Genomic DNA, 25,326 nt, shown 5'->3' on the forward strand with positions numbered 1-25,326 from the left:
GTTCCATGTTTGCGCGGCCATGTCATCTGGGCCGCAGCGACTTGGCCGAAACGCGCGTACCTCCCGAGTCAACTCCCGCACCGGGCAGCCGTCTCATGAGGAGCGCCGGCAAGGCATCCTCGAACATTTACCTGACGTTTCGTCAAAGTTCTTGTCCACCAACGGATCCTGACGGGACAGCCCAGCGCGGCCCACGCCACCCCGGCGCCGATCGACCCCAGGGTCGGGGAGCCGTACGGCCGACCACCGAACTCGGCTGCGGACCGGATGATTTCAAGCCGTCCGGGCCCACCGGACGAGCACGTGGCCAACGTCATGACGGCCGGATGCGGTGCGTAAGGGGTGCCCCGCCACACGCCTCACGGCTCGCGGCTCACGGCTCACGGCTCACGGCTCACGAGCGGTGGACGGACGAGCGGACGAACGAGCGGACGGACGAGCGGACGGGCGGACGGGCGAATGTCACCCTCGACGTCGACCCGAGCGCGGAGCATCGTCCGGGGCATGCACATTTCAAGCCATCGGGACAGCCCGAAGGCGCCACTCGGCGAGCAGCAACCCGATCGAATCTGGATCCCCGTGTTGGATTCTTTGAGGTTTCTCCGGAGATCCGCCGTCAATCCTGTCGATAATTGATGACATGAGCTTCGACGACGTTTCCCCCCTCCTCTCCCGATGGGACCCCGCCCCGGCCTCCTGGCAGTTGACCGACGGCGTTCTGTCCGTCCAGGCCGACGCCCGGACGGACATCTTCACCAACCCGATGAGCGGTGAGGTGAAGCGCAACGCCGCCATGGCGCTGGTCGACCCGCCGGAGGGCGACTGGCAGTTCTCGGCGCGGGTCCGGGTCGGGTTCAAGGCTCCGTGGGACGCGGGCGCCCTGATCGTCCGGTCGGACGAGGAGCACTGGGCCAAGCTCAACTTCGAGCAGGCGCCGGACGGGGCACCGAGCGTCTTCTCGGTCGTCACCCGCGGGCGGTCGGACGACGCGGTGGCGGGGCCCGTCGCGGGCGACGCGCTGTGGCTGCGGATCAGCCGGATCGACGAGGCCTTCGCCTTCCATGTCTCGGACGACGGCTCCTCCTGGCGCCTGGTCCGCCAGTTCGCCCTCACCGGCCAGGGCGTGACCCGGGTCGGTGTCGAGGTCCAGTCGCCGGTCGGCGAGGGCTGCCAGGTCGAGTTCGACGACATCCGCCTCGGCCCCACCCGGCTGGCCCACCTCTTCGACGGACGCTAGGTCCAGCAGGGCGGGCACCGCCCCGTCCGACGCCCTGGCCATGGGTCCGGGTCGTGGGACGGGGCAGGACCCGCCCGCCGAAGGGTGGGCGCGGACGAAGCCCCGTCGCCGGAGAGCGCCGGTCGTGGCCCCCGGTACGCAGGTGAACGTCAGGCGGTCGAGGGGCTGTTGCCGTACGCGGCGGGGGTGGTCCGAACGCGCCCAGGGGCTCCACCCGGCGAGGCCCTGCCGCGCAACCGCACCCCCAGGCCCCCGTGGCCGGGCAACCCCGGCACCGGAGCGGCGGCCCACCCAGCGACGGCGACCAGGGGATCCGGGCCCGCCGCTCCGAGGTGCGGCGTTCAGAGGGGCCGTGTTCAGGGGCGCGGCGTCAAGGGGTACGGCATTCAGAGGTGCAGGGTTCAGCAGTGGGCGATCGGCCCGACCGTGCCCCGCGTGCTCCGTACCGCGCCCGGCTCCCCGGGTGCCCCCTTACCACCGGGGCCCCCGGGCTCCGCCCAGGAACCGGCCCGGGCGTAGAGGGCGTACACGTTCGCGCCCCCCGCCCAGTACCGCCGGGGGTCGCCGTGGTCCCGCGCTGCCCCGCCGACGGCGGCCGGGCGGGGGTGGGGGAGGCCGCCCTGCACGGCGGCGCAGGGTTCGGCGGGGTGGGCGGGTGAGCGGAAGTCCTGCCAGAACTCGGCCACCGCCGTGGCGCCCGCCTCGACCACCGCGTCCCGGCGGTGCCGGCGGGCGGCCGGGGTCGAGGCCCGCCGCAGTGCGGAGGCGATCGCCTGCGGTGAGGTCAGCGCCCACTCGACGAAGCTGTGGGTGCCGGCGCGGCCGTCGCTGTGCCGGATGTGCAGGGTGACGATCCACGGCGAGCAACCGTCGGGGCTGGCCCGTCGGGTCGGCCGGTCCGCGTAGGCGGTGCCGGGGAGCGACAGGTGGTGCTCCGCTCGCGGGACGAACGGGCCGGACGAGAAGGACATGGTGTGCTCCGACGGTGCTGGGGAACTGCGACCGGTCGGGCGATTCACCAGAAGCGAACATATTCAAACCCGATTGCACAATGACACTCGCTATCCAGTCTCGGCGTCAAGCCCCGCAACGGCGCCGATATCCCTACGTAACCTTCCGGCTGCCCCCTGGCCCACAATCCGTGGCTGATTGCGTCGGCCTGGTCACGCGCCGCGCACACCGACGGGTAGTACTGCCGGACTTTGTCCAAGTTTGACGAATCTCTTGACATCGCGGGGGCGCGCTTCGAGACTCTCGGTCGACCACTTGTTTGCGCCAACATGGCGGGACGGCCGTACGGACGCAGCAAGGGGCCACTCACCCCGGTCATCCCCCGCCTCAGCGGGCGGTGGATGACCGGGGGCTGCCAGGAAGTGGGCCCGGACCCGACCGGTTCGGCAAGCGCGGCCTCCCCACGAGGGCGTCCGCCCTCCCTAGCGCCGTACCAGAAGGTCCGCCCCACGCCCCCGACTTGAGCAGTGAACCCCACCCCCACCCACGTTGCATGCACGGAGCGCGCCCCACCTCGTTCCCTGGCCCGGGAGACAGGGATTCGGGCAGCACTCCCCCACGCCGCGGAGCAGTTCCACCGCCCTGTCATGTTTGCGATGCCACGGCCAGGAGCTCGTCCGGCGCATGCACCGGAGAACGAAGGTATGAGAACGTGCCGAGATTGCGAACGATCCTGTTCAGCGCCGTGCTGGCGCTGGTCCTTCCGCTCCTTCAGGGAGTGGGCACCGCCCACGCGGCCACGGTGACGATCACCAACGGCACCCAGTTCAGCGACACCGCCGGCAATCCGGTCCAGGCGCACGGCGGCGGTGTCATCAAGGTCGGCCAGTACTACTACTGGTTCGGCGAGGACCGGAACGCCGACAACACCTTCCACTACGTCTCGGTCTACCGGTCCAAGGACCTGAAGACCTGGGAGTTCCGCAACCACGCCCTGACCCAGGCGGCGGACCCGGAGCTGGGCTACGCCATCATCGAGCGCCCCAAGGTCATGTACAACGCCACGACGCACCAGTTCGTGATGTGGATGCACAAGGAGAACGGCTCGGACTACGGGCAGGCCCGCGCCGCGGTGGCCGTCTCCAGCACGGTCGACGGCAACTACAGCTACAAGGGCAGCTTCCGGCCGCTGGACGAGATGTCCCGTGACATCACCACCTTCGTGGACGACGACGGCACCGGCTACATGATCTCCGCCGCCAACGAGAACCGGGACCTGCACGTCTACAAGTTGACGGCCGACTACACCGGCATCGACTCCCTGGTGCAGAACCTCTGGGCGGGCCAGTCCCGCGAGGCGCCGGCGATGTTCAAGCGCAACGGCGTGTACTTCCTGCTCAGCTCCACCACCAGCAACTGGGACCCCAACCAGCAGCGGTACGGCACCGCCACCAGTATCACCGGCACCTGGAGCGGCCTGACGGACATCGGCGACGGCGTCACCTACGGCACCCAGACCGCGTACGTGCTGCCCGTGCAGGGCACCGGAGCCACCAGCTACCTGTACATGGGCGACCGCTGGGGCGGCTCCTTCGGCAAGACGGTCAACGACTCCCAGTACGTCTGGCTGCCGCTGTCCTTCCCCACCGACACCACCATGACCATGGGTGCCTCGCCGCAGATCAACGTGAACGCCGCCACCGGCGTCATCACCCCGATGAAGGCCACCTGGGAGAGCCTGACGGGCCGCCAGAGCGGAAAGTGCGCCGACGTGGGCAACTACTCCTACGGCCCGAACGCCCAGGTCCTGCAGTGGGGTTGCGGCAACGGTGCCAACCAGAACTTCTGGCTGAAGAACCTCGGCACCGGCTACGTGCAGATCATGGCCCGGCACAGCGGCCTCTGCCTGGACGTCAGCGACGCCTCGACCGCCGACGGCGCGCTCGCCGTGCAGAACACCTGCAACGGCCAGACCTCCCAGCAGTGGCAGGTCCAGAAGGTCACCGGCACCAACTACGTCCGCCTGATCGCCCGGCACAGCAACAAGTGCCTGGACGTCACCAACCAGTCCACCTCCAACGGCACGGCCCTGGAGCAGTGGACCTGCGGCACCGGCACCAACCAGCAGTGGCTGCGCACCGTCACCCCCTGACCCGCGTCACCCCCTGACCGGCCGCCCCGCCCCCACCGACGCCCCTCCACCCCCCGTACGGCGGAGGGGCGTCGTCGTACCCGCCCGCCCCCAGCCCAGGAGGACCTGTGTCCCCACGCAAGCAGTCGCCCGCCCGTAGCCGCAGGAGCCGAGCCGCAGTCGGCGCCGCCGCCGTCGCGATCGCCGCCCTCACGGCCGGCACCCTGGGTGCTCCGCCCGCCACCGCCGCCGAGGCGGCCGCACACGTCACCGTCCGCCTCGACCCCAGTTACCAGCAGCAGCCCTTCCAGGGTTGGGGGACGGCGCTGGCCTGGTTCGCCAACGTCACCGGCGGCTGGCCGGACGCCAAGCGCAACGAACTGGCCGACGCCCTGTACGGCGCCGACGGCCTCGGCTTCACCCTCGCCCGGTACAACATCGGCGGCGGCGACAGCCCCGAGACCCAGCCGTACCTGCGCACGGGCGCCGCAGTGCCGGGGTACTGGAACCGCCCCGCCGCCGACGCCCCGCCGCCCGGCGGCACCGAGCCCGCCAACTGGTGGGACCCGGCCGACCCGACGAACTGGAACGCCAACCCCGACCCGAACCAGCTCTGGTGGCTGAAGGCCGCCAAGACCCGCGGCGCCGACACCTTCGAGGCGTTCTCCAACTCCGCCCCGTACTTCATGACCAACAGCGGCCTGGTCTCCGGTGCGACCAACAGCTGGCAGGACAACCTCCGCCCCGACCAGTACGACCGCTTCGCCGCCTACCTGACCGGGGCCGTGCAGCGCGCGCAGGCCGCCACCGGCGTGACCTTCAACGCCCTCTCCCCGGTGAACGAGCCGGGGACGTCCTACTGGGGCGCCGGCGGCGGGCAGGAGGGCTCCCACTGGGACGCGGCCTCCCAGGAGCACATCATCACCAGCGTCCGCACCGCGCTGACCGGTGCCGGGCTCAGCACACCGGTGTCGGCGATGGACGAGACCAACTCGAACCTGTTCCGGGACGACTGGGACGCCTACAGCGCCCCGGCCCGCGCCGCCGTCGGCAAGCTGAACACCCACACGTACAGCACCGGTGGCAGAACCGGGGCACGCGACATCGCCAAGGGCACCGGCAAGCCGCTGTGGATGTCCGAGGTCGACCTGGGCGGCGGCGTCCCGCAGAGCTTCACCGACATGTCGCCGGCCCTCACCTTCGCCCAGCACATCAACGACGACATCAGGGAGCTGGAGCCCAGCGCCTGGGTGATGTGGCAGGCCGTCGAAGACTACACCAACATGACGCCCGGTCACGAAGACTCCAACTGGGGCCTGATCCAGACCGACCTCAAGTCCACCGATCCGGCCGCCGAGCCCCTGCGCCTGAACAAGAAGTACTGGGCGATGGCCAACTACAGCCGGTTCATCCGGCCGGGCGCCAACGTGATCGGGAGCGACTCCACGAACACGCTCGCGGCACTGCGGCCCGGCGGCGCGGGCGCGGTGGCCGTCTACACCAACTCCACCGGCGCCGACCAGACCGTCACCCTCGACCTGGGGGCCTTCCAGACCGTCGACACCGCCACCCCGGTGCAGCGGTGGACCACCGACGCCGGCAAGAACCTGCAGCGGGACGGCGACCTGACGGCCACCGCCGCCAAGACGCTCACCGCGACGGTGAGCCCCGGCTCGGTGACCACCTTCGTCATCCCGGGCGCCACCGGCGTCGACAGCTCGGTCTCGACGGATCCGACCACCCAGGTCCGGCAGTTGCTGAACGACAACGGCGGCCTGGCCCTGTCGGCCGGCGCGACCGCGACCGCCGCGCCCGTCCAGCACCCCTCCAACCCCACCGACACCGCCCAGCAGTGGAAGTTCACCAAGGTCTCGGGCACCTGGGAGAGCACGACCGCCTACCGTGTCACCAACGTCAAGACCGGCAAGGCGCTCAACGTCAACGCGGGCACGCTCGGCTTCGCCACCTCCGGCACGTCCACCCAGCAGCGCTGGATGCTCTCCACCACCGGTAACGGCCACAGCACGCTGATCAACAGCGCGACGGGCTCCCTGCTGGACGTCTCGGGTGCCTCCACGGCCGACGGCGCGACGGTCGGCGTGTACAAGGCGACCACCGGCAGCAACCAGTCCTGGAACGTGCGCAGCGCCGCCCCCGACGCCTGGAAGGCTCTGCGGGTGCGCAGCAGCAACAAGTGCGTCGACGTCCAGGGTTCCTCCACCGCGGACGGCGCGCCGACCCTGCAGTACAACTGCGCCGGCGCCTCGAACCAGAAGTGGTCCCTGCGGGCCGCGAGCCCCGGCTACGTGAACCTGGTGGGCCTGCAGAGCGGCAAGTGCCTGGACGTCTCGGGTGCCTCCACCGCCGACAACGCCGCCGTACTCCTCTACGGCTGCAACGGGGGCACCAACCAGGAGTGGTCGGTGCGCACCACCGCCACCGGCTACGTGACCCTGCTGGCCCGGCACAGCGGCAAGTGCCTGGACGTCTCCGGCGGCTCCCTGAACAACAACGCCCCGCTCGTCCAGAGCCCGTGCAGCGGGAGCACCAGCCAGCAGATCAAGGTCGGCTGACGGCGACGGCCGGGCCGCGGACGGAGTCCCCGTCCCCGGCCCGGCCGTCCCGGACTGCGGCGTACCCCCCGAGGGGGGTGCGCCGCAGTTATGCGTTCGCCTCCCGCGGGGCGCGGGCGGAGCTGGCCCGGACGACCAGCTCCGGGGTGACGGAGATCAGCCGGGTGGCGGGGCGCTCGCCGGCCGGCGCCTCGATCTGGTCCAGGAGGAGCGCGACGCAACTCCGGCCGACCTCCTCGAAGTCCTGCCGGACGGTGCTCAGCGGAGGGGCGAAGAACGCGGATTCGGGCACGTCGTCGAAGCCGACGACGCTGACGTCCTCGGGCACCCTGCGGCCGGCGTCGCGCAGGGCCAGCATCAGGCCGAGCGCCATGTGGTCGTTGGCGGCGAAGACCGCGGTGACGTCCGGGCGGGCGGCCAGGTCCTTGCCGATCTCGTAGCCGGACGCGGCGGTCCAGTCACCCATCGCGAGCGGCGGGACGGGCGCGCCGGCGTCCTTCAGGGTGGCGTGCCAGGCGGCGGCGCGGCGGCGGGCGGCGTAGGAGTCCTGCGGGCCGCCGATGTGCCAGACGGTGCGGTGGCCGAGGCCGAGGAGGTGCCGGGTCGCCGCCGTCGCGCCGGCCGCCTGGTCGGTGTCCACCGAGTGGAAGCGGCGCTCGGGGTCGCCGTCCGCGACGACCACCGGGACCCCGCCGGAGACGGTGAACCCCCGCCGGTCGAGGATCTGCGCCTCGACGACGATCAGGCCGTCCACGGCCTGCTCGGTCAGCTGGCGGACGGCCTGCTGCACCGCGTCCTCGGTCTGGGCCTCCGCGCAGACCACGTTCACCGAGTAGCCGGCGGCCTGGGCCGCGTGCGAGATGGCCGCCAGCGTGCGGGCGTTGCCCTGGGCGGCGAGGTCGAAGGTGACCACGCCGAGCACGTGGAAGCGGCCGAGCGTGAGCGCCCGGGCGGCGCTGTTGCGCTGGTAGCCGAGCATCCGCATCGCCGACAGGACCCGCTCCCGGGTTTCCGGCTCCACGTTGGAGCGGGCGTTGGCGACCCGCGAGACGGTCTGCGAGGAGACACCGGCGAGGGCGGCGACATCGGCCTGGGATGGAGGGCGCTGCCTGCCTCGGGTGCCGTCGCCGGGCGTCGTCGCTCTTCGTTCCATGCCGGTCCTTCCTCGCGTGTCTGCGTGAACATCGTAGCGGTGGGATGCGAAGGACCACGATGCGGGTGGGCGGGCCAAAAGGGAAGGCTGCCGGCCTCCCCGTCTGTGCGGACGGGAAAACCGGCAGCCTGTGGCGGTACGGCCGACCCTCGGCGGCCTACCGCCGATCCGTCCCCCCGCCGGCCGGGACCACCACGACTACGGGGTGGCCCCTGGACGGCTCGGCGGGGAACGGAAGCGCGGGGTGGGGGGTCAGGCGGGGAGGCCGATGCGGCGTTCGCCGTTGCGGCGCTGCTGGATGACGACGGCGACGACGAGGAGCGCGCCCTGGGCGACGTTCTGCCAGAAGGCGTTGATGCCCTGGACGGTGAGGCCGTTCTCCAGGCAGCCGAGGAGGGCGACGGCGAGGAGGGTGCCGCCGATGCCGCCCTTGCCGCCCTTGAGGGCTGCGCCGCCCAGCGCCGCGGCGGTGATGGCCTTCAGTTCGAGGCCCTCGCTGCCGGAGGTGGGCTGGCCGGAGCCGGTGCGGGCGGTGAGGAGGATGCCGGCTACGGCGGCGACGACGCCGATGAGGGCGTAGACGGCGACGAGGTACTTGTTGATGTTGATGCCGGCGAGGCGGGCTGCGGTGTCGTTGCCGCCGATGGCGTAGACGTTGCGGCCGATGTCGGTGTACTTGAGGAGCAGGTGCACGGCGAGGGCGACCACGATGAGGATCCACACCATGACGGGGAGGCCGGCGATCTTGCCGCGGCCGAGGAAGACGAAGACGTCGTTGTTGAGGACGTAGCCCTGGGCCCGGCCGTCGGAGATGAGCTGGGCGAGGCCCTTGTAGGCGGCGAGGCCGGCGAGGGTGGCGATGGTGGGATTGACCCGGCCGTAGACGATGATGACGCCGTTGAGGATGCCGACGAGCAGGCCCACCCCGACGGCGGCGGCGATGCCGGCGAGGGCGTTGGAGCCGGCGGAGGTGAAGGCCATGGCGGAGACGACGGAGGCGACGCCGGCCTGGGAGCCCACGGAGATGTCGAGGCCGCCGCAGATGATGACGGCGGTCTGGACGACGGCGAGCAGGCCGGTGATGGTGGCGGCCTCGGCGATGACCTGCATGTTGGAGACGCTGAGGTAGTTGTCGTTCAGCACGCCGAACAGGCCCAGGACCAGCACCAGGGCACCGATCAGGCTGAGGTTCTGACCGCCCAGGGAGGCCAGCGGGGAACGCTTGCGGGCCGGCTTGGCCGCGGGCGTGTCCTTCACGGCCTGGGAGGGGGTGATGGTGCTCATGAGGATGCTCCAGGGAGGGTGGTGGTCACGGCGGGGGTGGTGGCGGCGAGGTCGTCGGCCATGGCGAGGGCGAGGATGGCCTCCTCGGAGGCCTCGGCGCGACCCAGTTCGCCGGTGATCCGGCCGTTCTGCATGACGACGACGCGGTCGGCCAGGCCGAGGACCTCGGGCAGTTCGGAGGAGATCACCAGCAGGGCGACGCCCTCCTTGGCGAGGTCGGCGATGATCTGGTAGATCTCCGCCTTGGCGCCGACGTCGATGCCGCGGGTCGGCTCGTCGAGGATCAGCACCTTGGGCTTGCGGGCGAGCCAGCGGGCGAGGACGACCTTCTGCTGGTTGCCGCCGGAGAGCTTGCGGACCTCGTGCTCGATGGAGGGGGTGCGCACCCGCAGCCGGTCGGTGTACTCCTGCGCGAGGGCGCGCTCGGCGCCGCGGCGCACGAACCGCAGCCGGCGCAGCCGCTCCAGGACGACCAGGGAGGTGTTGTCGCGGATGGTGCGGTGCAGGAGCAGGGCCTGGGCCTTGCGCTCCTCGGGGGCCAGGCCCAGACCGGCGCGGATGACCTCGCCCGGGCGTCCGGAGCGCAGTTTCACGCCGTCCAGGGTGACGGTGCCGTGGTGGATGGGGAGGTCGCCGGCGAGTGCGAGGGCGAGTTCGGAGCGTCCGGCGCCGATCAGGCCGGCCAGGCCGACGACCTCGCCGGCGCGGATCTGCAGGTCGATGCCGTGGACGGCGTCGGTGGTGACGCCTCGGACGTCGAGGACGACGCGGTCGGTGGCGACGTCCTGGCGGACGAACATGGCGGAGAGGTCGCGGCCGACCATCAGGCGCACCAGGGCGCCCTCGGTGGTGGCGTGGGCGTCCTGGACGCCGGCCAGGGCGCCGTCGCGCAGGACCGCGATGCGGTCGGCGAGCTGGAAGATCTCCTTCATCCGGTGGGAGACGTAGATGATGGCGATGCCCTGGTCGCGCAGCCGCCGGATGAGGGAGAAGAGGGCGTCGACCTCGTGCTCGGAGAGTGAGGAGGTGGGTTCGTCGAAGGCGATCACCCGGGCCTCGCCGGTGACGGCCCGCATGATCTCCACCAGCTGGCGCTGGGCGGGGGTCAGCTCGGAGCCGAGCAGGTCCGGGTCGAGGACGCCGGCGAAGCCGAGGCGCTCCAGGTCGGCGGTGACGCGGCGGCGCAGTTCGGCGCGGTCCAGGCGGCGGCCGGCCTTGCGGGGCAGGGCGCCGGCGTAGACGTTCTCGGCGACCGAGACGTGCGGGATGATCTCGGGTTCCTGCGGGATGATCCGGATGCCGGCGGCCCGCGCCTCGGCGGGCGAGCCCAGCGCGAGGCGGGCGCCGTCCAGGGCGACGTGGCCCTCGGTCGGCTGGTGGTCACCGGTGAGGATCTTCAGCAGGGTCGACTTGCCGGCGCCGTTCTCGCCCATCAGGGCGGTGACCTGCCCGGCCGGGAACTCCAGGGACACGCCACGCAGGGCCTGCACGGCGCCGAAGCTCTTGGTGACCCCCACGACGGCGGCCGCTCCGGTCGGTGGCCGGGACCCCGGACTGGATGGGCCGTGCGCTGCGGTCATGACAGATCACCTCGATGACAAGTGGTACGGGACGGAATGCCGGAGGACGGGGGTGCCGCCTCCGACCCCGGACGGGGGGCCGTGGGTCGGAGGCGACGGGAGCCGGCCCCGCATGGGGGGCGTCGGGGCCGGCTGGTCTCAGCTGCAGGTGACTCCGGCGCTCTTCCAGGTGGAGGCGTCGACCATGGTGGTGGGCGCGAAGGCCTCGGCCGGGAAGTCCTTGCTGTTCTTGAGCTTGTCGTACATGGTCTGGACGGCCAGCGCGCCGACGTCCTTGCCGTTGATGAACAGCGCGGCCTTCATGCCCGAGGGCTTGTCACCGCTCCAGTTCTTGCACGCCAGGTAGGCACCGAGGCCGACACCGATCACGTTGTCCGCCGAGACGCCCGCGTTCTGCAGGGCCGTCACACCGCCCTGGACGTTCTCGTCGTTGCAGCCCCACACCACCCAGTGCTTCACACCCTGGTTGGCGGTCACCGTCGCGGCGATCTTGTCCTGCGCACCGGTCGGCGTGTTGTCCGTCGCCACGTCGATGTTCTGCACACCCGGGACGGCCCCGTTGAAGGCGTCCTTCGCGGCCTTCACGCGGTCCCCGCAGACCGTCACGTCCTGCTTCCAGGCCGAGACGATCCGGGTGTCGGCGGCCGACCAGCCGGCCTTCTTGTACTCCTCGGCCGCGCGCTTGCCGACCTCGCCGCCCATCTGGGCACCGCTGAAGCCGATCCGCGGCACCAGGCTCTCCTTCGCACAGGAGGACGGGTCCGGGCCGGTCGCACAGATCTGGTCGTCGGAGGTCAGCAGCGCGACCTTGGCGTCCTTGGCGGTCTGCACGACCTGCGGGCCGACGGCCGGGTCCGGCACCACGATGATCACGCCGTTGGACTTCTGCGCGACCGCCGACTGCACCTCGCTGATCGTCTTGTTCGCGTCGTTGCCGAGGTTCACGACCTTCAGGTCCACCCCCAGCTCCGCGGCCTTCGCCTTCGCACCGGCCGCCTCGCCGACGAAGTACTCCTGGTCGCCCTGCTTCTGCAGGTAAGTGATCGAGATCTTGCCGCTCACCGGCGCCACCGACGCGTCCGAACCGGACTTCGTCTCCTGACCGGTGGAGCAGGCGGTGGCCAGGCCCAGCGTCAGAAGGAGGGCGGCGGCGCCGGCAGCCCGGCTGCCATACGTACGGAACATGGGGACACTCCTAGCGCGCACACCGGATGTGGTGCTTGCACGGTGAAGGGGAAGGCGGGGACGAGCCCCGGAGGGCCGGGCGACCGGACTGGCCGAACATCGGGGAGCCAGCTAGGGAGCCAAAATAACGATCAGAACTAAACACATTCCAACGCGTTGGAACAATGACACTCGCCCCGCGCTCGTGCGTCAAGCCGGTAAACGGACTGATATCCGCTCGTAACCTTCGACTTGGCCGCTCCGGACCCCCGCCGGTCACCCGGACGCGGGCGGCCCTCACGGTCAGCGACCGCACCACCCGGCAGGAGCGTCCACGAAGGACTCGTCCACCGCCGCCCACAACCTCCCCCGGGCCGCTCACCAGCGCGAACCCCCGCACGCGGGCGCCGGGCCACCCCTCCTCCGAGCCGGCCGCCGTGGGTCGTTGGTGATTGCACTGAGCTACCGGCGGGTTTCATCACGAAGGCGCATCACGCCGTGACGAGCACTTGACTCCCCCGCCGTCGGCGGTCAAGACTCAACGCCAGCTTCATGTTGGCGTAAACATCAGCCGTGAAGGGCACCCCCGTGAGCACGACGCATCCCCCCGCCCAGTCCACCCCGGCCCGGCCGACAAGCCGGTCCCGGCCGGCACCGCGATCCGGTCGGCTCGGTCACGGGTCCTTCGGCTATGTCTTCTTCGCCCCGTTCCTGGTCGTCTTCGTGATCGGCATCGCCGCCCCCCTCGGCTACGCCGCCTACCTGAGCTTCTTCCAGGACCGGCTGGTCGGCGGGAACGTCTTCGTCGGGTTCGACAACTACACCCGCGCCCTGGGGGACGAACTCTTCCGGGCCGGCCTGTGGCGGGTCACCCTCTTCCTGCTCGTGCAGGTCCCGGTGATGCTGGCCCTCGCCCTGCTGGCCGCACTGGCCATCGACAGCGGGCGGCTCCGCTGGCCCGCCCTGTTCCGCATCGGCATCTTCGTCCCGTACGCCGTCCCGGCCGTCGTGGCGTCCCTGATGTGGGGTTACCTCTACGGCGACCGCTTCGGACTGATCCGCCAGGTCGGTGACGCCCTGCACGTCGACGTACCCCGGCTGCTCAGCGAGAACTGGATGCTGGCCTCCATCGGCAACGTCGTGACCTGGGAATTCATGGGCTACAACATGCTCATCCTGTACGCGGCGCTGCGCACCGTCCCGCAGGAGCTGTACGAGGCGGCCGAGGTCGACGGCGCCGGCGAACTCCGCAAGGCCTGGAGCATCAAACTCCCCGCCCTGCGGCCCGCGCTGGCCCTGGCCACGGTGTTCTCGATCATCGGCACCTTCCAGCTCTTCAACGAGCCCAACGTGATGCAGTCGCTGGCGCCCGACGTGATCTCGACCAGCTACACGCCCAACATGTACGCCTTCAACCTGGCCTTCAACGGTCAGCAGTTCAACTATTCGGCAGCCGTCGCCGTGGTCCTGGGCGGGGTGACCGCAGTGGTCGCCTACGCCGTACAGGCCAGGTCGATGCGGAAGGAACAGAGCCTGTGAGCGTCAAAACCCCTGCGGCCGGCCGAGGGCGCGCCCGGCGATCCAGCACGGCGCTCACCGTGGCCATGGGTCTCATGCTCCTCTACGCGCTGCTGCCGCTGGTCTGGCTGCTGCTCTCGAGCACCAAGGACTCCAACTCCCTGAGCACCAGCTTCGGACTGTGGTTCGGCCACGGGTTCCACCTCTTCGACAACGTGTGGAACGTCCTCACCTACGACCACGGCATCTACCTGCGCTGGTTCGCCAACACCCTGCTCTACGCGGTGGTCGGCGCCGGCGGTGCCGCCTTCATCTCCACCGCCGCCGGGTACGCACTGGCGAAGTACCGGTTCCGCGGCCGCAACGTGCTGGCCGCCGTGGTCCTCGGCGCCATCGCCATCCCCGGCACCGCCCTGGCCGTACCCACCTACCTGCTCTTCAGCAAGATGGGTATCGTCGACACCCCCTGGGCGGTCCTGCTGCCCTCGCTGGTCAGCCCCTTCGGCGTCTACCTGATGCGCGTCTACGCCATCGGCGCCGTCCCGGACTCCATGCTCGAAGCGGCCCGCATCGACGGGTCCGGGGAGATCAGGACCTTCTTCACCATCTCGCTGCGCCTGCTGGCCCCCGGTTTCGTCACGGTCCTGCTGTTCTCGCTGGTCGCCACCTGGAACAACTACTTCCTGCCGCTGATCGTCCTGAGCGACCCGAAGTGGTTCCCCCTCACCGTGGGCCTCAACCAGTGGAACGCCCTGGCCACCGGGGCGGCCGGCAGTGGCGCCACCACCACCGGGTTCTACCCCCTCGTGGTCACCGGCAGTGTGCTGGCGATCATCCCGCTCGTCGTCGCGTTCCTCTTCCTCCAGCGCTTCTGGCAGTCCGGTCTGGCCGCCGGAAGCGTCAAGGAGTGACGCGCTCCACCCTCAGCTCCGGCCCTCCCCACCACCTCAGCAAGGAAGTCCTGCCATGACCCGTGCAAGCATCCCCTCGCGCCGCAGACTCCTGGCACTCGTGCCGGCGGCAGCGCTCGCCTTCACGCTGACCGCCTGCGGCTCGGACGCCGCCCCCGTGGTCTCCGCCGACCCGAGTGCCGCACTCGACACGGAGACCACCCTGACCTTCTGGACCTGGGCCCCGAACATGGAGAAGACGGTCGCCCTGTTCGAGAAGAAGTACCCGAAGGTCAAGGTGAACATCGTCAACGCCGGCCAGTCGGCGGCCGAGTACACCAAGCTGCAGACCGCCGTGAAGGCCGGCAGCGGCGGCCCGGACGTCGCCCAGGTCGAGTACTTCGCCCTGCCCGAGCTGGCGATGTCCAAGCGCCTGGTCAACCTGAAGGACTTCGGCGCGGCCGCCCTGGAGCCCAAGTTCGCCGCCTCCGCCTGGTCGCAGGTCGCGGTCGCCGACGGCGTCTACGCCATCCCGCAGGACACCGGGCCGATGGCGATGTTCTACAACAAGAAGATCCTCGACGAGCTGAAGATCGAGCCGCCGAAGACCTGGGCCGAGTTCGAGGCCGCAGCCGTCAAGATCAAGGAATCGGACCCGAAGCGGTTCATCACCTCCATCGACCCCGGTGACGCCGGCGGCGTGGACAGCCTGATCTGGCAGGCCGGCGGCCGTCCCTTCCAGCAGAAGGACGCCTCCTCCGTCTCGGTGAACCTGCAGGACGCCGGCGCCAAGAAGGCCGCCGACTTCTGGACCTCCCTGATCAACCGCAAGCTCGTCGACACCGCCCCCGGGTGGACCAACGAGTGGTGGCAGTCGATGGGCAGCGGCCAGTACGCCATGTGGATCATCGGCGCCTGGGCCCCCGGCAACATCGGCTCCACCATCCCGGACACCTCCAAGGACTGGCGCGCCGCGCCCATCCCGCAGTGGAACGCGGGCGACACGGTCTCCTCCGAGAACGGCGGCTCCGCCGTCGCGGTGCCCACCACCAGCAAGAACAAGGCCGCCGCCGCGGCCTTCGCGATCTGGCTGGACTCCGACCCCGAGGCCGTCCGCTCGCTCTCGGCCAACGGCCTCTTCCCGGCCACCAGCGAACTGCTGAAGGACCCGGCGTTCCTCGACCAGCCGGTCGCGGGCCTCGGCGGCCAGAAGGCCAACCAGGTCTTCGCCGACTCCTCCGCGGGCGTCGGCAAGGGCTGGCAGTACCTGCCCTACCAGCTCTACGCCAACTCGGTCTTCAAGGACACCGTCGGCCCGAACATCTCGACCGACATCAGCACCGGCCTGACCGCCTGGCAGAAGCGCATCACCGACTACGGCAACCAGCAGGGCTTCAAGGTCACCTCGCCGTGACCCGACGCCGGCGCCGGCGCGGGGTACGACCCACCCCGCGCCGGCGCCGGCCGGAGCCCGCCCCGCGAGCGCCCGCGGGAACGGTCCCGCCGAGCACCCACTTCCCCCAGGAGCACCAGCACCATGCCCGTCCTGCAGATCACCGACGAGGGATTCCGCCTCGACGACCAGCCCTTCCGGATCATCTCCGGCGGCCTGCACTACTTCCGCGTCCACCCCGATCTCTGGGCCGACCGCCTGCGCAAGGCCCGCCTGATGGGCCTGAACACGGTGGAGACGTACGTCCCCTGGAACCTCCACCAGCCGCGGCCCGACGAGTTCCGCCTCGACGGCGAGCTGGACCTGCCGGCGTTCCTGGACCTCGCCGCCGCCGAAGGGCTGCACGTCCTGCTGCGTCCCGGCCCCTACATCTGCGCGGAATGGGAGGGCGGCGGCCTGCCCTCGTGGCTCCTGGCCGATCCCGACATCCTGCTCCGCAGCCAGGACCCCCGCTACCTGGCCGCGGTGGACGGCTTCTTCGGACGGTTGCTGCCGCCGCTGCGCCGCCACCTGTCGACCAACGGCGGCCCGGTGCTGGCCGTACAGATCGAGAACGAGTACGGCGCCTACGACGACGACACCGCGCACCTGGCCCACCTCGCCCAGCTGCTGCGCCGCTACGGCGTCGACGTCCCGCTGTTCACCTGCGACCAGCCCACCGACCTGGCCCGTGGCTCGCTGCCCGGCTTCCTCGCCACGGCCAACTTCGGCAGCCGCTCCGAGCAGGGCCTCGCCGCCCTGCGCGCGCACCAGCCGGCCGGCCCGCTGATGTGCACCGAGTTCTGGATCGGCTGGTTCGACCGCTGGGGCGGCCACCACGTGGTGCGCGACCCCGCCCAGGCCGCGCAGGAGCTCGACACCCTGCTCGCCACCGGTGCCTCGGTGAACCTCTACATGTTCCACGGCGGGACCAGCTTCGGCTTCACCAACGGCGCCAACGACAAGCACACCTACCGGCCGACCGTCGGCTCCTACGACTACGACTCCCCGCTCGACGAGGCCGGCGACCCCACCGAGAAGTACGAGGCCTTCCGCCAGGTCATCGCCAAGTACGCGCCCGTCCCGGCCGAACCGGTGCCCGCCCCGGGCCCGAAGACCGCGGCCGCCGGCATCCGGCTGGACTCCAGCGCGCCGCTCTTCGCCAACCTGCCGGCGCTCGGCACCGCCGTCGTCTCCGAGCGGCCGCTCACCATGGAGCAGCTGGGCCAGGACTTCGGCTTCGTCCTCTACGAGAGCACCCTGCCGGCCGCCGGCCCCGTCCTGCTGGAGCTGGGGACGGTCCACGACCGCGCCCAGGTCTTCGTGGACGGCCAGCCGGTGGGCGTGCTGGAGCGCGAGAACCACGAGCGCGCCATCGCCTTCACCGTGCCGGGCGAGGGCAGCCTGCTGAGCCTGCTGGTGGAGAACCAGGGCCGGGTCAACTACGGCAGCGGGATCCACGACCGCAAGGGGCTGCTGGGCCGGGTCCTGCTGGACGGCGTCGAGCTGACCGGCTGGACCAGCCGGCCGCTGCCGCTCGGCGACCTCGACGGGCTCTCCTTCACCGAGGACGGCCCCGCCCAGGTCGGCCCGACGTTCCACCGCGGCACCGTGCAGCTCGACGAGGTCGCCGACACCTTCCTCCACCTGCCCGGGTGGACCAAGGGCAACGTCTGGGTCAACGGCTTCCACCTCGGACGCCACTGGTCCCGCGGCCCCCAGCGCTCGCTCTACGTCCCCGGCCCCGTCCTGCGCCAGGGGTCGAACGAGATCGTCGTGCTGGAGCTGCACGCCGCCCACCGCGCCCTCACCGTCGAACTGCGCGAGGCCCCCGACCTCGGGCCGACCGAGGAGTAGCCGGACGCACTCCCCGGCCCACTCCCCGGGCCCGCTCCCCGGCCCCATTTCCCGGAACCTCGGTCCGGGAGCCCGGATGCCGGCCCCAGGGCCCGGGTTCCGGTACCGGTTCGGAGCACCGGAACACCCCCGTCCGGAGACCGCGGTCACGCAACGTACCCGCGGTCTCCGGCATTGCGCTGCCCGAGGAATCCGCCGGCCGCGGCCCGGCCGCGCAAGCGCGCTCGCCGCCACCGGCGCCGGCCCGCACCGGCGCATCGTGCCTGGTGACAGCCCTGCCGGCCGAGCCGGGCCGGCCGGCGGCCGCGTCGAGGACCCACCCGCCGGTGCATCAATGAACCCGATCGCGCGGTCCCGGCGACCGGGCCGCTCCTTGCCAGCACCCCACCAAAGCGGGATAAATGGGGAGTATGAGCCAGTATTCGGGCACTCTCCGGAGTTGGCTGATCCGCCGTTCCGGCAAAGCCGGCACGGTGGACCCGCCCCCTCCCGAAGCCGGCGACCCCCCGCAGCCGGACGACATCACCGTGCTGGCGCCCCCGGGCGGGCCCCGCCCACGGGCCCGGCAGACCCCGCGCAGCTTCGCCCGGGAGGTCTTCCTCCTCCAGCTGATGCTGGTGATCCTGCTCGTCGCGGCCGCGCTGGTGGCCGTCGTCGTCCAGACCCGGCGCGACACCATGGCCGATGCCCGGCACCGCACCCTCGCCGCCGCCGAGTCCTTCGCGCACGCCCCCGGACTGGTGAGCGCCCTGGACGGCCCGGACCCGAGCGCCACACTGCAGCCGCTCGCCGAGGACGCCCGCAAGGCCGCCGGCATCGACGCCCTCATCGTGTACAAGCTCGACGGGATCACCCTGACCCACAGCGACGTCTCGCAGCTCGGCAAGCACGTCATCGGCCCGTACGCCCAGGCCGCCGAGGGCAAGGCCTTCACCAGGACCTTCAACGGCGCGCTCGGCCCGTCCGTGATCTCGGCCGCCCCCGTGAAGGACGCCTCGGGCCAGGTGGTCGGCATCGTCTCCGCCCCGGTCACCGTGGAGTCGGTGCAGAACACCGTCAACCGGCAGCTGCCGGTCTTCCTGGTCAGCGCGGGCGCGGCCGTCGCCCTCGCCGCGGTCGGCGCGGGCCTGGTGAGCCACCGGCTGCGCCGCCAGACCCACGGCCTGGGCCCGGCCGAGATGACCCGGATGTACGAGCACCACGACGCCGTCCTGCACGCGGTGCGCGAGGGCGTGCTCATCACCGGCGACGACGGCCGGCTGCTGCTGGCCAACGACGAGGCCCGGCGGCTGCTGGACCTGCCCGCCGACGCGGAGGGACGCCCCGTCGAATCCCTGGGCCTGGACGCGGGCACCGCCGAACTGCTGGCCTCCGACCGGATCGCCACCGACGAGGTCCACCTGGCGGCGGACCGGCTGCTCTCCCTCAACAAGCGGTCCACCACGCCCTTCGGCGTGCACCGGACGAGCGTGGTGACGCTGCGGGACACCACCGAGCTGCGCGAGCTCTCGGGCCGGGCCGAGGTGGCCCGCGGGCGGCTGCGGCTGCTCTACGACGCCGGCATGCGGATCGGGTCCACCCTGGACGTGTCGCGCACCGCCGAGGAACTCGCGGAGGTGGCCGTCCCCGGGTTCGCCGACGTGGTCACCGTGGAGCTGCAGGACCTGGTCCTGCGCGGCGAGGAGCCGAGCGGGGCCAGCACCGAGCTGCGCCGCAGCGCCGTCGCCGGCCTGGCGGCCGACCACCCCCTCTACCCCGTCGGCCAGCTGATCCACTTCGTGCCGGGCACCCCCATGGCGACCAGCGTGGCCGACGGCCGGTCCGTGGTGGCGCCGGACCTGGCCGGCTCCCCCGGCTGGCAGGGCCAGGACCGCGCCCGGGCCCAGGAGATCCTCGACTACGGGATCCACTCCCTCGCGGTGGTGCCGCTGCAGGCCCGCGGCGTGGTGCTGGGCCTGGTGAACTTCTGGCGCGCGGGCGACTCCCCGCCGTTCGACCAGGAGGACCTCGCCTTCGCCGAGGAGGTCGCCGGCCGGGCCGCGGTGTCGATCGACAACGCCAGGCGCTACACCCGCGAGCACGCCACCGCGGTGACCCTGCAACGCAGTCTGATGCCCCGCGGCCTCCCGGCCCAGGAGGCCCTGGACGTGGCCCACCGCTACCTGCCCGCGCAGGCCGGCGTGGGCGGCGACTGGTTCGACGTGATCCCGCTGCCCGGCGCCCGGGTCGCGCTGGTGGTCGGCGACGTGGTCGGACACGGCCTGCACGCGGCGGCCACCATGGGCCGGCTGCGGGTCGCCGTCCACAACTTCTCGACCCTGGACCTCCCCCCGGACGAACTGCTGGGCCACCTCGACGAACTGGTGGCGCGCATCGACGTCCAGGACGAGGACACCGAGGACGACGCGCAGCCGGCGATCACCGGCGCCACCTGTCTGTACGTCATCTACGACGCCGTCTCCGGGGTGGTCACCGCGGCCACGGCCGGCCATCCCCCGCCGGCGCTGGTCCACCCTGACGGGACGGTCGACTTCCTCTGCCCGCCGGTCTCCCCGCCGCTGGGCCTGGGCGCCGGCCTGCCCGTGGAGACCGCCGAGGCGACCCTGCCCGAGGGCTCCCGGCTGGTCCTCTACACCGACGGGCTGCTGCAGAACCGCACCCGCGACCTGGACGCGGCCCTGGAGGCGCTCCGGCAGGCCGTCGGCGGGCCGGAGCGCCGACCGGAGGAGGTCTGCGCGGGCGTGATGGAGTCGATGCTGCCCACCCGGCCCGACGACGACGTGGCGCTGCTGGTGGCGCAGACCCGGCTGCTCGCACCGGACCGGGTCGCCGAGTGGGACGTGGAACCCGACCCGGCGGCGGTCAGCCCGGTCCGCAACGCCTGCGCCCGCAAGCTGGAGGAGTGGGGCCTGGAGCACATCTCCTTCGGCACCGAGCTCATCCTCAGCGAACTGATCACCAACGCCGTCCGCTACGGCAAGGTGCCGATCCGGGTGCGGCTGCTGCTCACCGAGACCCTGGTCTGCGAGGTCTCGGACGGGAGCAGCACCGCCCCGCACATCCGCCGTGCCAAGGACACCGACGAAGGCGGCCGAGGGCTCTTCCTGGTCGCCCGGTACGCCGAGCACTGGGGGACTCGCTACTCCAGCCGGGGGAAGACCATCTGGGCCTCCCAGACGCTGGACAGCAGCGGGACGCCGGACGAGGAGGCACTGGGCGACATGCTCCTCGGTGAGTGGGACGACCTGGAACTCTGACCGCCCGCCCGGCCCGCCCGGCCCGGAATCCCCGGCCTCCGCCGGAGATTCCGGGCGTCCGCCGAAGCTCCCGGCTCCCGTGCGGGACCGCCCCCGGGGGGCGCCTGGGCCGAGGCCGTACCGGGCTGACGACCGCCTGCTTGCCCCCGTGTCCGCCGGCCGGCCGTCCGCCGGCCCGCGTGCCCGTCCGCCGGCCTGACCGGCTGCCGCGCACCCGCTGTTACCCATCCGTGCCCGCGGCGCCCGCACCGTGCATCGCGAGGCGCAATCCGGCCGAAACCGGACGAACACCGGCGCAGCGCCCCTACCCCAAGGGATTCGGAGGGCCGCCCGGGTGCGGCGGCCGCGACGGCCCGGGTGCGCGGCGGGCGTCCGCCGGGGGTCCCTTGACAGACTCCCGCGCTGCTCCCAGAATCTCCTCAACCCGCCGTGTTAACGCAGACATCAAAGTCCGCGGATCCGGCGCACCACCACGGTTCACCGCCCCCGGCCCACCCCCTCAGCCGGCGCGACGGCGCACCGAGCGGCCGGCCACCACCGGTACGCCCGTCCCTCCTCGGGACCGCGATCGCCCACCCGCCCGGCACCGCCGGCCGGCCATCGCCTCCGCCCCTGCGCATGACACACGTGTCCACCCCCACGTTCGCTTCCGGCTCGTCCGGAGCACGGACCGGTCATGCCTGAAGTGAAGAGCAAGAGGTACCCCATGTCTCTCCGCAGCAAGGCCTCCGCGACACTGTTCGCCGCGCTGGCCGCCCTCCCCCTCTCCCTGGTCGGCGCGGTCGCCCCCGCTCAGGCCGCGCCGGTCACCATCGACAACGCCACCCAGTTCACCGACCCGAGCGGCAACCCGGTGCACGCCCACGGCGGCGGCGTGATCAAGGTGGACCAGTACTACTACTGGTTCGGTGAGGACCGGAACGCCGACAACACCTTCCACTACGTCTCGGTCTACCGCTCCACCGACCTCAAGACCTGGGAGTTCCGCAACCACGCGCTGACGCAGGCCACCGACCCGGAGCTGGGGTCCGCCAACATCGAGCGACCCAAGGTCATGTACAACGCCTCGACGCACCAGTTCGTGATGTGGATGCACAAGGAGAACAACGCGGACTACGGGGAGGCCCGGGCCGCGGTGGCCGTCTCCAGCACGGTCGACGGCGACTACAGCTACAAGGGCAGCTTCCGGCCGCTGGGCGAGATGTCCCGTGACATCACCACCTTCGTCGACACCGACGGCACCGGCTACATGATCTCCGCCGCCAACGAGAACCGGGACCTGCACGTCTACAAGCTGACGGCCGACTACACCGGCATCCAGTCCCAGGTGCAGAACCTCTGGGCGGGCAGCTCGCGGGAGGCCCCCGCGATGTTCAAGCGCAACGGCGTGTACTTCCTGCTCACCTCGGGCGCCACCGGCTGGGCGCCCAACCAGCAGAAGTACGCCACCGCCACCAGCATCACCGGGGCCTGGACCGGCCTGAAGGACGTCGGCGACTCCACCACCTTCCGCAGCCAGACCGCGTACGTGCTGCCCGTGCAGGGCACCGGGGCCACCAGCTACCTGTACATGGGCGACCGCTGGGGCAACTCGATGGGCAAGTCGGTCAACGACTCCCAGTACGTGTGGCTGCCGATCAAGTTCCCGACCAAGACGACGATGAGCCTGGAGTACTCCCCGCAGCTCACCGTCGACGCGGCGGCCGGCACCGTCAAGGGCATGAACGTCACCTGGGAGACCCTGACGGCCCAGCACAGCGGCAAGTGCGCCGACGTGGCCAACTACGACACCGGGGACGCGGCGCCGCTGGTCCAGTGGGGCTGCGGCGCCGGCGCCAACGACCAGTTCTGGATCAAGAAGCTCGGCAACGGCTACGTCCAGATCATGGCCAGGCACAGCGGCAAGTGCCTGGACGTCGCGGGCGCGTCCACCGCGGACGGCGCGTCGGCCGTGCAGAACACCTGCAACGGCCAGCCGTCCCAGCAGTGGAAGCTCCGGACCACCAGCACGGCCGGCTACGTCGAGATCGTCGCCAAGCACAGCAACAAGTGCCTGGACGTGGTGAACACCTCGACCGCCGACGGCACCGCGCTCGACCAGTGGGCCTGCTCCGGCGGCACCAACCAGCACTGGCAGCGCACCATAGCCTGAGGGTGACGGCCTTCAGGGCCCGGTCGTGGGTGGCGGGATCCCCCCACGGCCGGGCCGGCCGTCGTCGCGGCCCGGCATCCGGGCCAGGACGACGGACCCGGCGTCCGGGGCGGGCCGACGGGCCCGCCCCGGACGACCGCACCACCTTCGGTCAACGATCCACAAAATGCGTTGTTGGTATATGTGACTTCTGGTTGAATCATGAGGGCCGGGCCGGGTGTTCCACGGCCGACGGCGCCGGATCGCCGGGGGCACACCCGTTCCGGGGCATCCGACACCGCCGCCGGACCGGCCCCGCCGTGGCTTCGCCGAGAAGCACGGCTCCCGCCCGACCCCCGCCCCCGGGTCCGGAAGCTCGATCCGACGATTCCTGGGGGAGACACACCGATGCCGACCGTCGCCTTGACCGCCCCGCCCACGGGGCCCCCGTCCGTCCCGCCCACGGACAGCGGATGGTCGGCGACCCCGGCCGCCCCCCGCACCGGCCGGCCTGCCGTACGGTCGGTCCGGGTGTCCTGGTGACCGCCGGGCCGACCGTACGGCGGGCCGCCGCGGCCGCACCGGCGCAGGTCGCACTCTTCAGCCCCGCCGCGGTGGTCGCCTCCTGCGTCGGCTTCGTCCTCATCGGCGCGCTCCAGGCGCTGTACGGCCCGGCGATCCCGGCCCTGCGGGAGGAGTTCGGGCTCTCCCCCTCCGCCGCGGGGCTGGGCCTGAGCGCCCACTTCGCCGGCGGCGTGGCCGGCGTGCTGCTCTTCGACCGGCTCCACGGCAGGCTGGGCAACCAGCAGATCCTGGGCAGCTCGTACCTGCTGATGGCCGTCGGTGCGGCCGGCTTCGCCCTGGCGCCGGACTGGCCGCTCGCCCTGGCGGCGGCGCTGCTGGCCGGGCTCGGCTTCGGCGGCATCGACTACGGCCTCAACCAGCTCTTCGCGGTGGGCTTCGGACACCGCTCGGCCGCGATGCTCAACATCCTCAACGCCCACTTCGGGGTCGGCGCGATCCTCGGGCCGGTGCTCATCGGCGCGGTGGGCCCCGAGCACTACCCCGCGGTCTTCCTCGGCTTCGCGCTCGCCAACCTGCCGCTGCTGCTGTTCCTTCGGGGCGTGCGCCAGCAAGGCGCGCCGACGGCGGACGACGACGCCACCGCGGCCGGCGCCCCCGGCGGGGCCAGGAACCGCAGCCTGCTCACCGTGCTGGCCGTCTTCGTCGTGCTCTACGTCCTGCACGTCGGGATCGAGGCGGGCGTGGGCGGCTGGGAGCCCACCCACCTGGAGACGGTCGGCTACGGCGCGGGCGTCGCCGCCACCGCGACGTCCGTCTTCTGGCTGATGCTGACCGCCGGCCGCTTCCTGGTCGCGCCGATGGCCCTGCGCTTCAGTGCCCGGGCCATCATCACGGCCTCCTGCACAGGTATGACGGCCTGCCTGCTGCTGGCCTCCGTCCCCGGACTCGCCCCGTACGCGTACGCCGGCGTCGGCCTGTTCATCGCGCCGATCTTCCCGACCGGACTGCCCTGGCTGAACCGGGCCGCGCCGCGGGCCAGGCGGGCGGGTGCCCTGGTCATCGCCGCATCGATGCTCGGCGGGGTCGCCGCGGGGCCGGCGCTCGGCAAGGCGATCGAGTGGTCCGGGGTGCGTGCCGTGCCGCTGCTGCTCGGCGGGCTCTCGGTCCTGTGCCTGGTGGCCGTGCTCTGGCTGGGCCGCGCCGCCGACGCACCGGCGCACCGCAGCGGCTGAGGCGCCCGGGTGAGCGGCCGGAGATACGCGGCCGGAGATGCCCGGCCGGCGGGCCACCGGCCTCCGGCTGCTCGGAGGACTTCTTCTGGCTGACCGTCGGGCCCGGATCCGAAGCGGTGTCAGGCCGTGGCCCCCCTGCCGCGCCGCAGGTGTCGGCCCCTCGTGGTAGAAGCCTTCGGTTCGGCCGAGAAGACGCTGCACGCCAACCCCGGCCGGCACGGGGAGCTGCCGCGGTTCGAGACGGACGGCTCGCTGCGGTTCTTCACCCGGCATCTGCGCCGACCCGGCGTCCGCCCGGCCGGTCCGCTCCGTCCGTCCGTCCGTCCATCCATCCGCTCCACCGGTCGGCCCCGCTCGTCGGCCCCGGCGCGCCGGTCGTGATCCCTTCACGGCCGGCGCGGCCGCGTGCCG

15 protein-coding genes and 1 pseudogene are annotated in these 25,326 nt (G+C 71.8%); 11 read left to right on the forward strand and 5 right to left on the reverse strand.

Translation table 11 applies throughout. The features are described from left to right. Positions 1-640: 640 nt before the first annotated feature. Entirely contained in the window at positions 641-1,237 is a 597-nt protein-coding gene (locus tag OG689_RS06085; RefSeq protein WP_266318414.1) for a DUF1349 domain-containing protein, read from the forward strand. 401 nt (positions 1,238-1,638) lie between these two features. Here the strand turns inward: OG689_RS06085 and OG689_RS06090 are convergent, their stop codons facing one another. Beyond that, positions 1,639-2,208 carry a hypothetical protein gene (locus OG689_RS06090; protein WP_266318415.1) on the reverse strand — a complete coding sequence of 190 codons (570 nt, stop codon included), beginning with the start codon at positions 2,206-2,208 and terminating at the stop codon, positions 1,639-1,641. Between the two features lie 701 nt (positions 2,209-2,909). Here OG689_RS06090 and OG689_RS06095 point away from each other — a divergent pair. Beyond that, a complete protein-coding gene (locus OG689_RS06095) occupies positions 2,910-4,340 on the forward strand; it encodes an RICIN domain-containing protein (protein WP_266326891.1) in 1,431 nt (476 codons plus the stop codon). A gap of 107 nt (positions 4,341-4,447) precedes the next feature. Further along, positions 4,448-6,892, forward strand: coding sequence for an RICIN domain-containing protein (locus OG689_RS06100; protein WP_266318417.1), 2,445 nt, complete (start codon positions 4,448-4,450; stop codon positions 6,890-6,892). Between the two features lie 88 nt (positions 6,893-6,980). Here OG689_RS06100 and OG689_RS06105 read toward each other — a convergent pair whose 3' ends face one another. From OG689_RS06105 to OG689_RS06120, 4 genes are all read right to left on the reverse strand, one after another. After that, on the reverse strand, positions 6,981-8,045 hold the full coding sequence (locus OG689_RS06105; RefSeq protein ID WP_266318419.1) for a LacI family DNA-binding transcriptional regulator: 1,065 nt from the start codon (positions 8,043-8,045) through the stop codon (positions 6,981-6,983). A gap of 252 nt (positions 8,046-8,297) precedes the next feature. Further along, positions 8,298-9,329 carry an ABC transporter permease gene (locus tag OG689_RS06110; RefSeq protein WP_266318421.1) on the reverse strand — a complete coding sequence of 344 codons (1,032 nt, stop codon included), beginning with the start codon at positions 9,327-9,329 and terminating at the stop codon, positions 8,298-8,300. Continuing rightward, on the reverse strand, positions 9,326-10,909 hold the full coding sequence (locus OG689_RS06115) for a sugar ABC transporter ATP-binding protein (RefSeq protein ID WP_266318423.1): 1,584 nt from the start codon (positions 10,907-10,909) through the stop codon (positions 9,326-9,328). The genes OG689_RS06110 and OG689_RS06115 overlap by 4 nt, the downstream gene beginning before the upstream one ends. Positions 10,910-11,047: 138 nt before the next feature. Next, complete coding sequence (locus tag OG689_RS06120) at positions 11,048-12,094, reverse strand: substrate-binding domain-containing protein (RefSeq protein ID WP_266318424.1); 1,047 nt, start codon at positions 12,092-12,094, stop codon at positions 11,048-11,050. A 690-nt stretch (positions 12,095-12,784) separates the two neighbouring features. Here OG689_RS06120 and OG689_RS06125 point away from each other — a divergent pair. The 8 genes and pseudogenes from OG689_RS06125 to OG689_RS06160 all read left to right on the forward strand — a co-directional run. Continuing rightward, the gene (locus tag OG689_RS06125) at positions 12,785-13,612 is read left to right on the forward strand and encodes a carbohydrate ABC transporter permease (RefSeq protein ID WP_266326893.1); all 828 of its coding nucleotides are present in this window, start codon (positions 12,785-12,787) and stop codon (positions 13,610-13,612) included. Next, positions 13,609-14,502: a carbohydrate ABC transporter permease gene (locus tag OG689_RS06130; protein WP_266318426.1), complete on the forward strand. Its 894-nt coding sequence runs from the start codon at positions 13,609-13,611 to the stop codon at positions 14,500-14,502. Before OG689_RS06125 ends, OG689_RS06130 begins: the two co-directional genes overlap by 4 nt. 55 nt (positions 14,503-14,557) lie before the next feature. Then, positions 14,558-15,895 (forward strand): sugar ABC transporter substrate-binding protein, encoded by a 1,338-nt coding sequence (locus OG689_RS06135; RefSeq protein ID WP_266318428.1) that lies wholly within the window; start codon positions 14,558-14,560, stop codon positions 15,893-15,895. A 123-nt stretch (positions 15,896-16,018) separates the two neighbouring features. After that, positions 16,019-17,770 carry a beta-galactosidase family protein gene (locus tag OG689_RS06140; RefSeq protein ID WP_266318430.1) on the forward strand — a complete coding sequence of 584 codons (1,752 nt, stop codon included), beginning with the start codon at positions 16,019-16,021 and terminating at the stop codon, positions 17,768-17,770. Positions 17,771-18,381: 611 nt separating this feature from the next. Beyond that, positions 18,382-21,027, forward strand: coding sequence for a SpoIIE family protein phosphatase/ATP-binding protein (locus OG689_RS06145; RefSeq protein WP_266326895.1), 2,646 nt, complete (start codon positions 18,382-18,384; stop codon positions 21,025-21,027). Between the two features lie 706 nt (positions 21,028-21,733). After that, positions 21,734-23,179, forward strand: a complete 1,446-nt coding sequence (locus OG689_RS06150) for an RICIN domain-containing protein (protein WP_266318432.1) — start codon at positions 21,734-21,736, stop codon at positions 23,177-23,179. 518 nt (positions 23,180-23,697) lie between these two features. Then, a complete protein-coding gene (locus OG689_RS06155; protein WP_266318433.1) occupies positions 23,698-24,915 on the forward strand; it encodes an MFS transporter in 1,218 nt (405 codons plus the stop codon). Between the two features lie 168 nt (positions 24,916-25,083). After that, positions 25,084-25,191: pseudogene (locus tag OG689_RS06160) on the forward strand (alpha/beta hydrolase); the annotation flags it as partial. Between the last annotated feature and the right edge of the window lie 135 nt (positions 25,192-25,326).

The sequence above is a fragment of the Kitasatospora sp. NBC_00240 genome (assembly GCF_026342405.1).
GTDB lineage: Bacteria > Actinomycetota > Actinomycetes > Streptomycetales > Streptomycetaceae > Kitasatospora.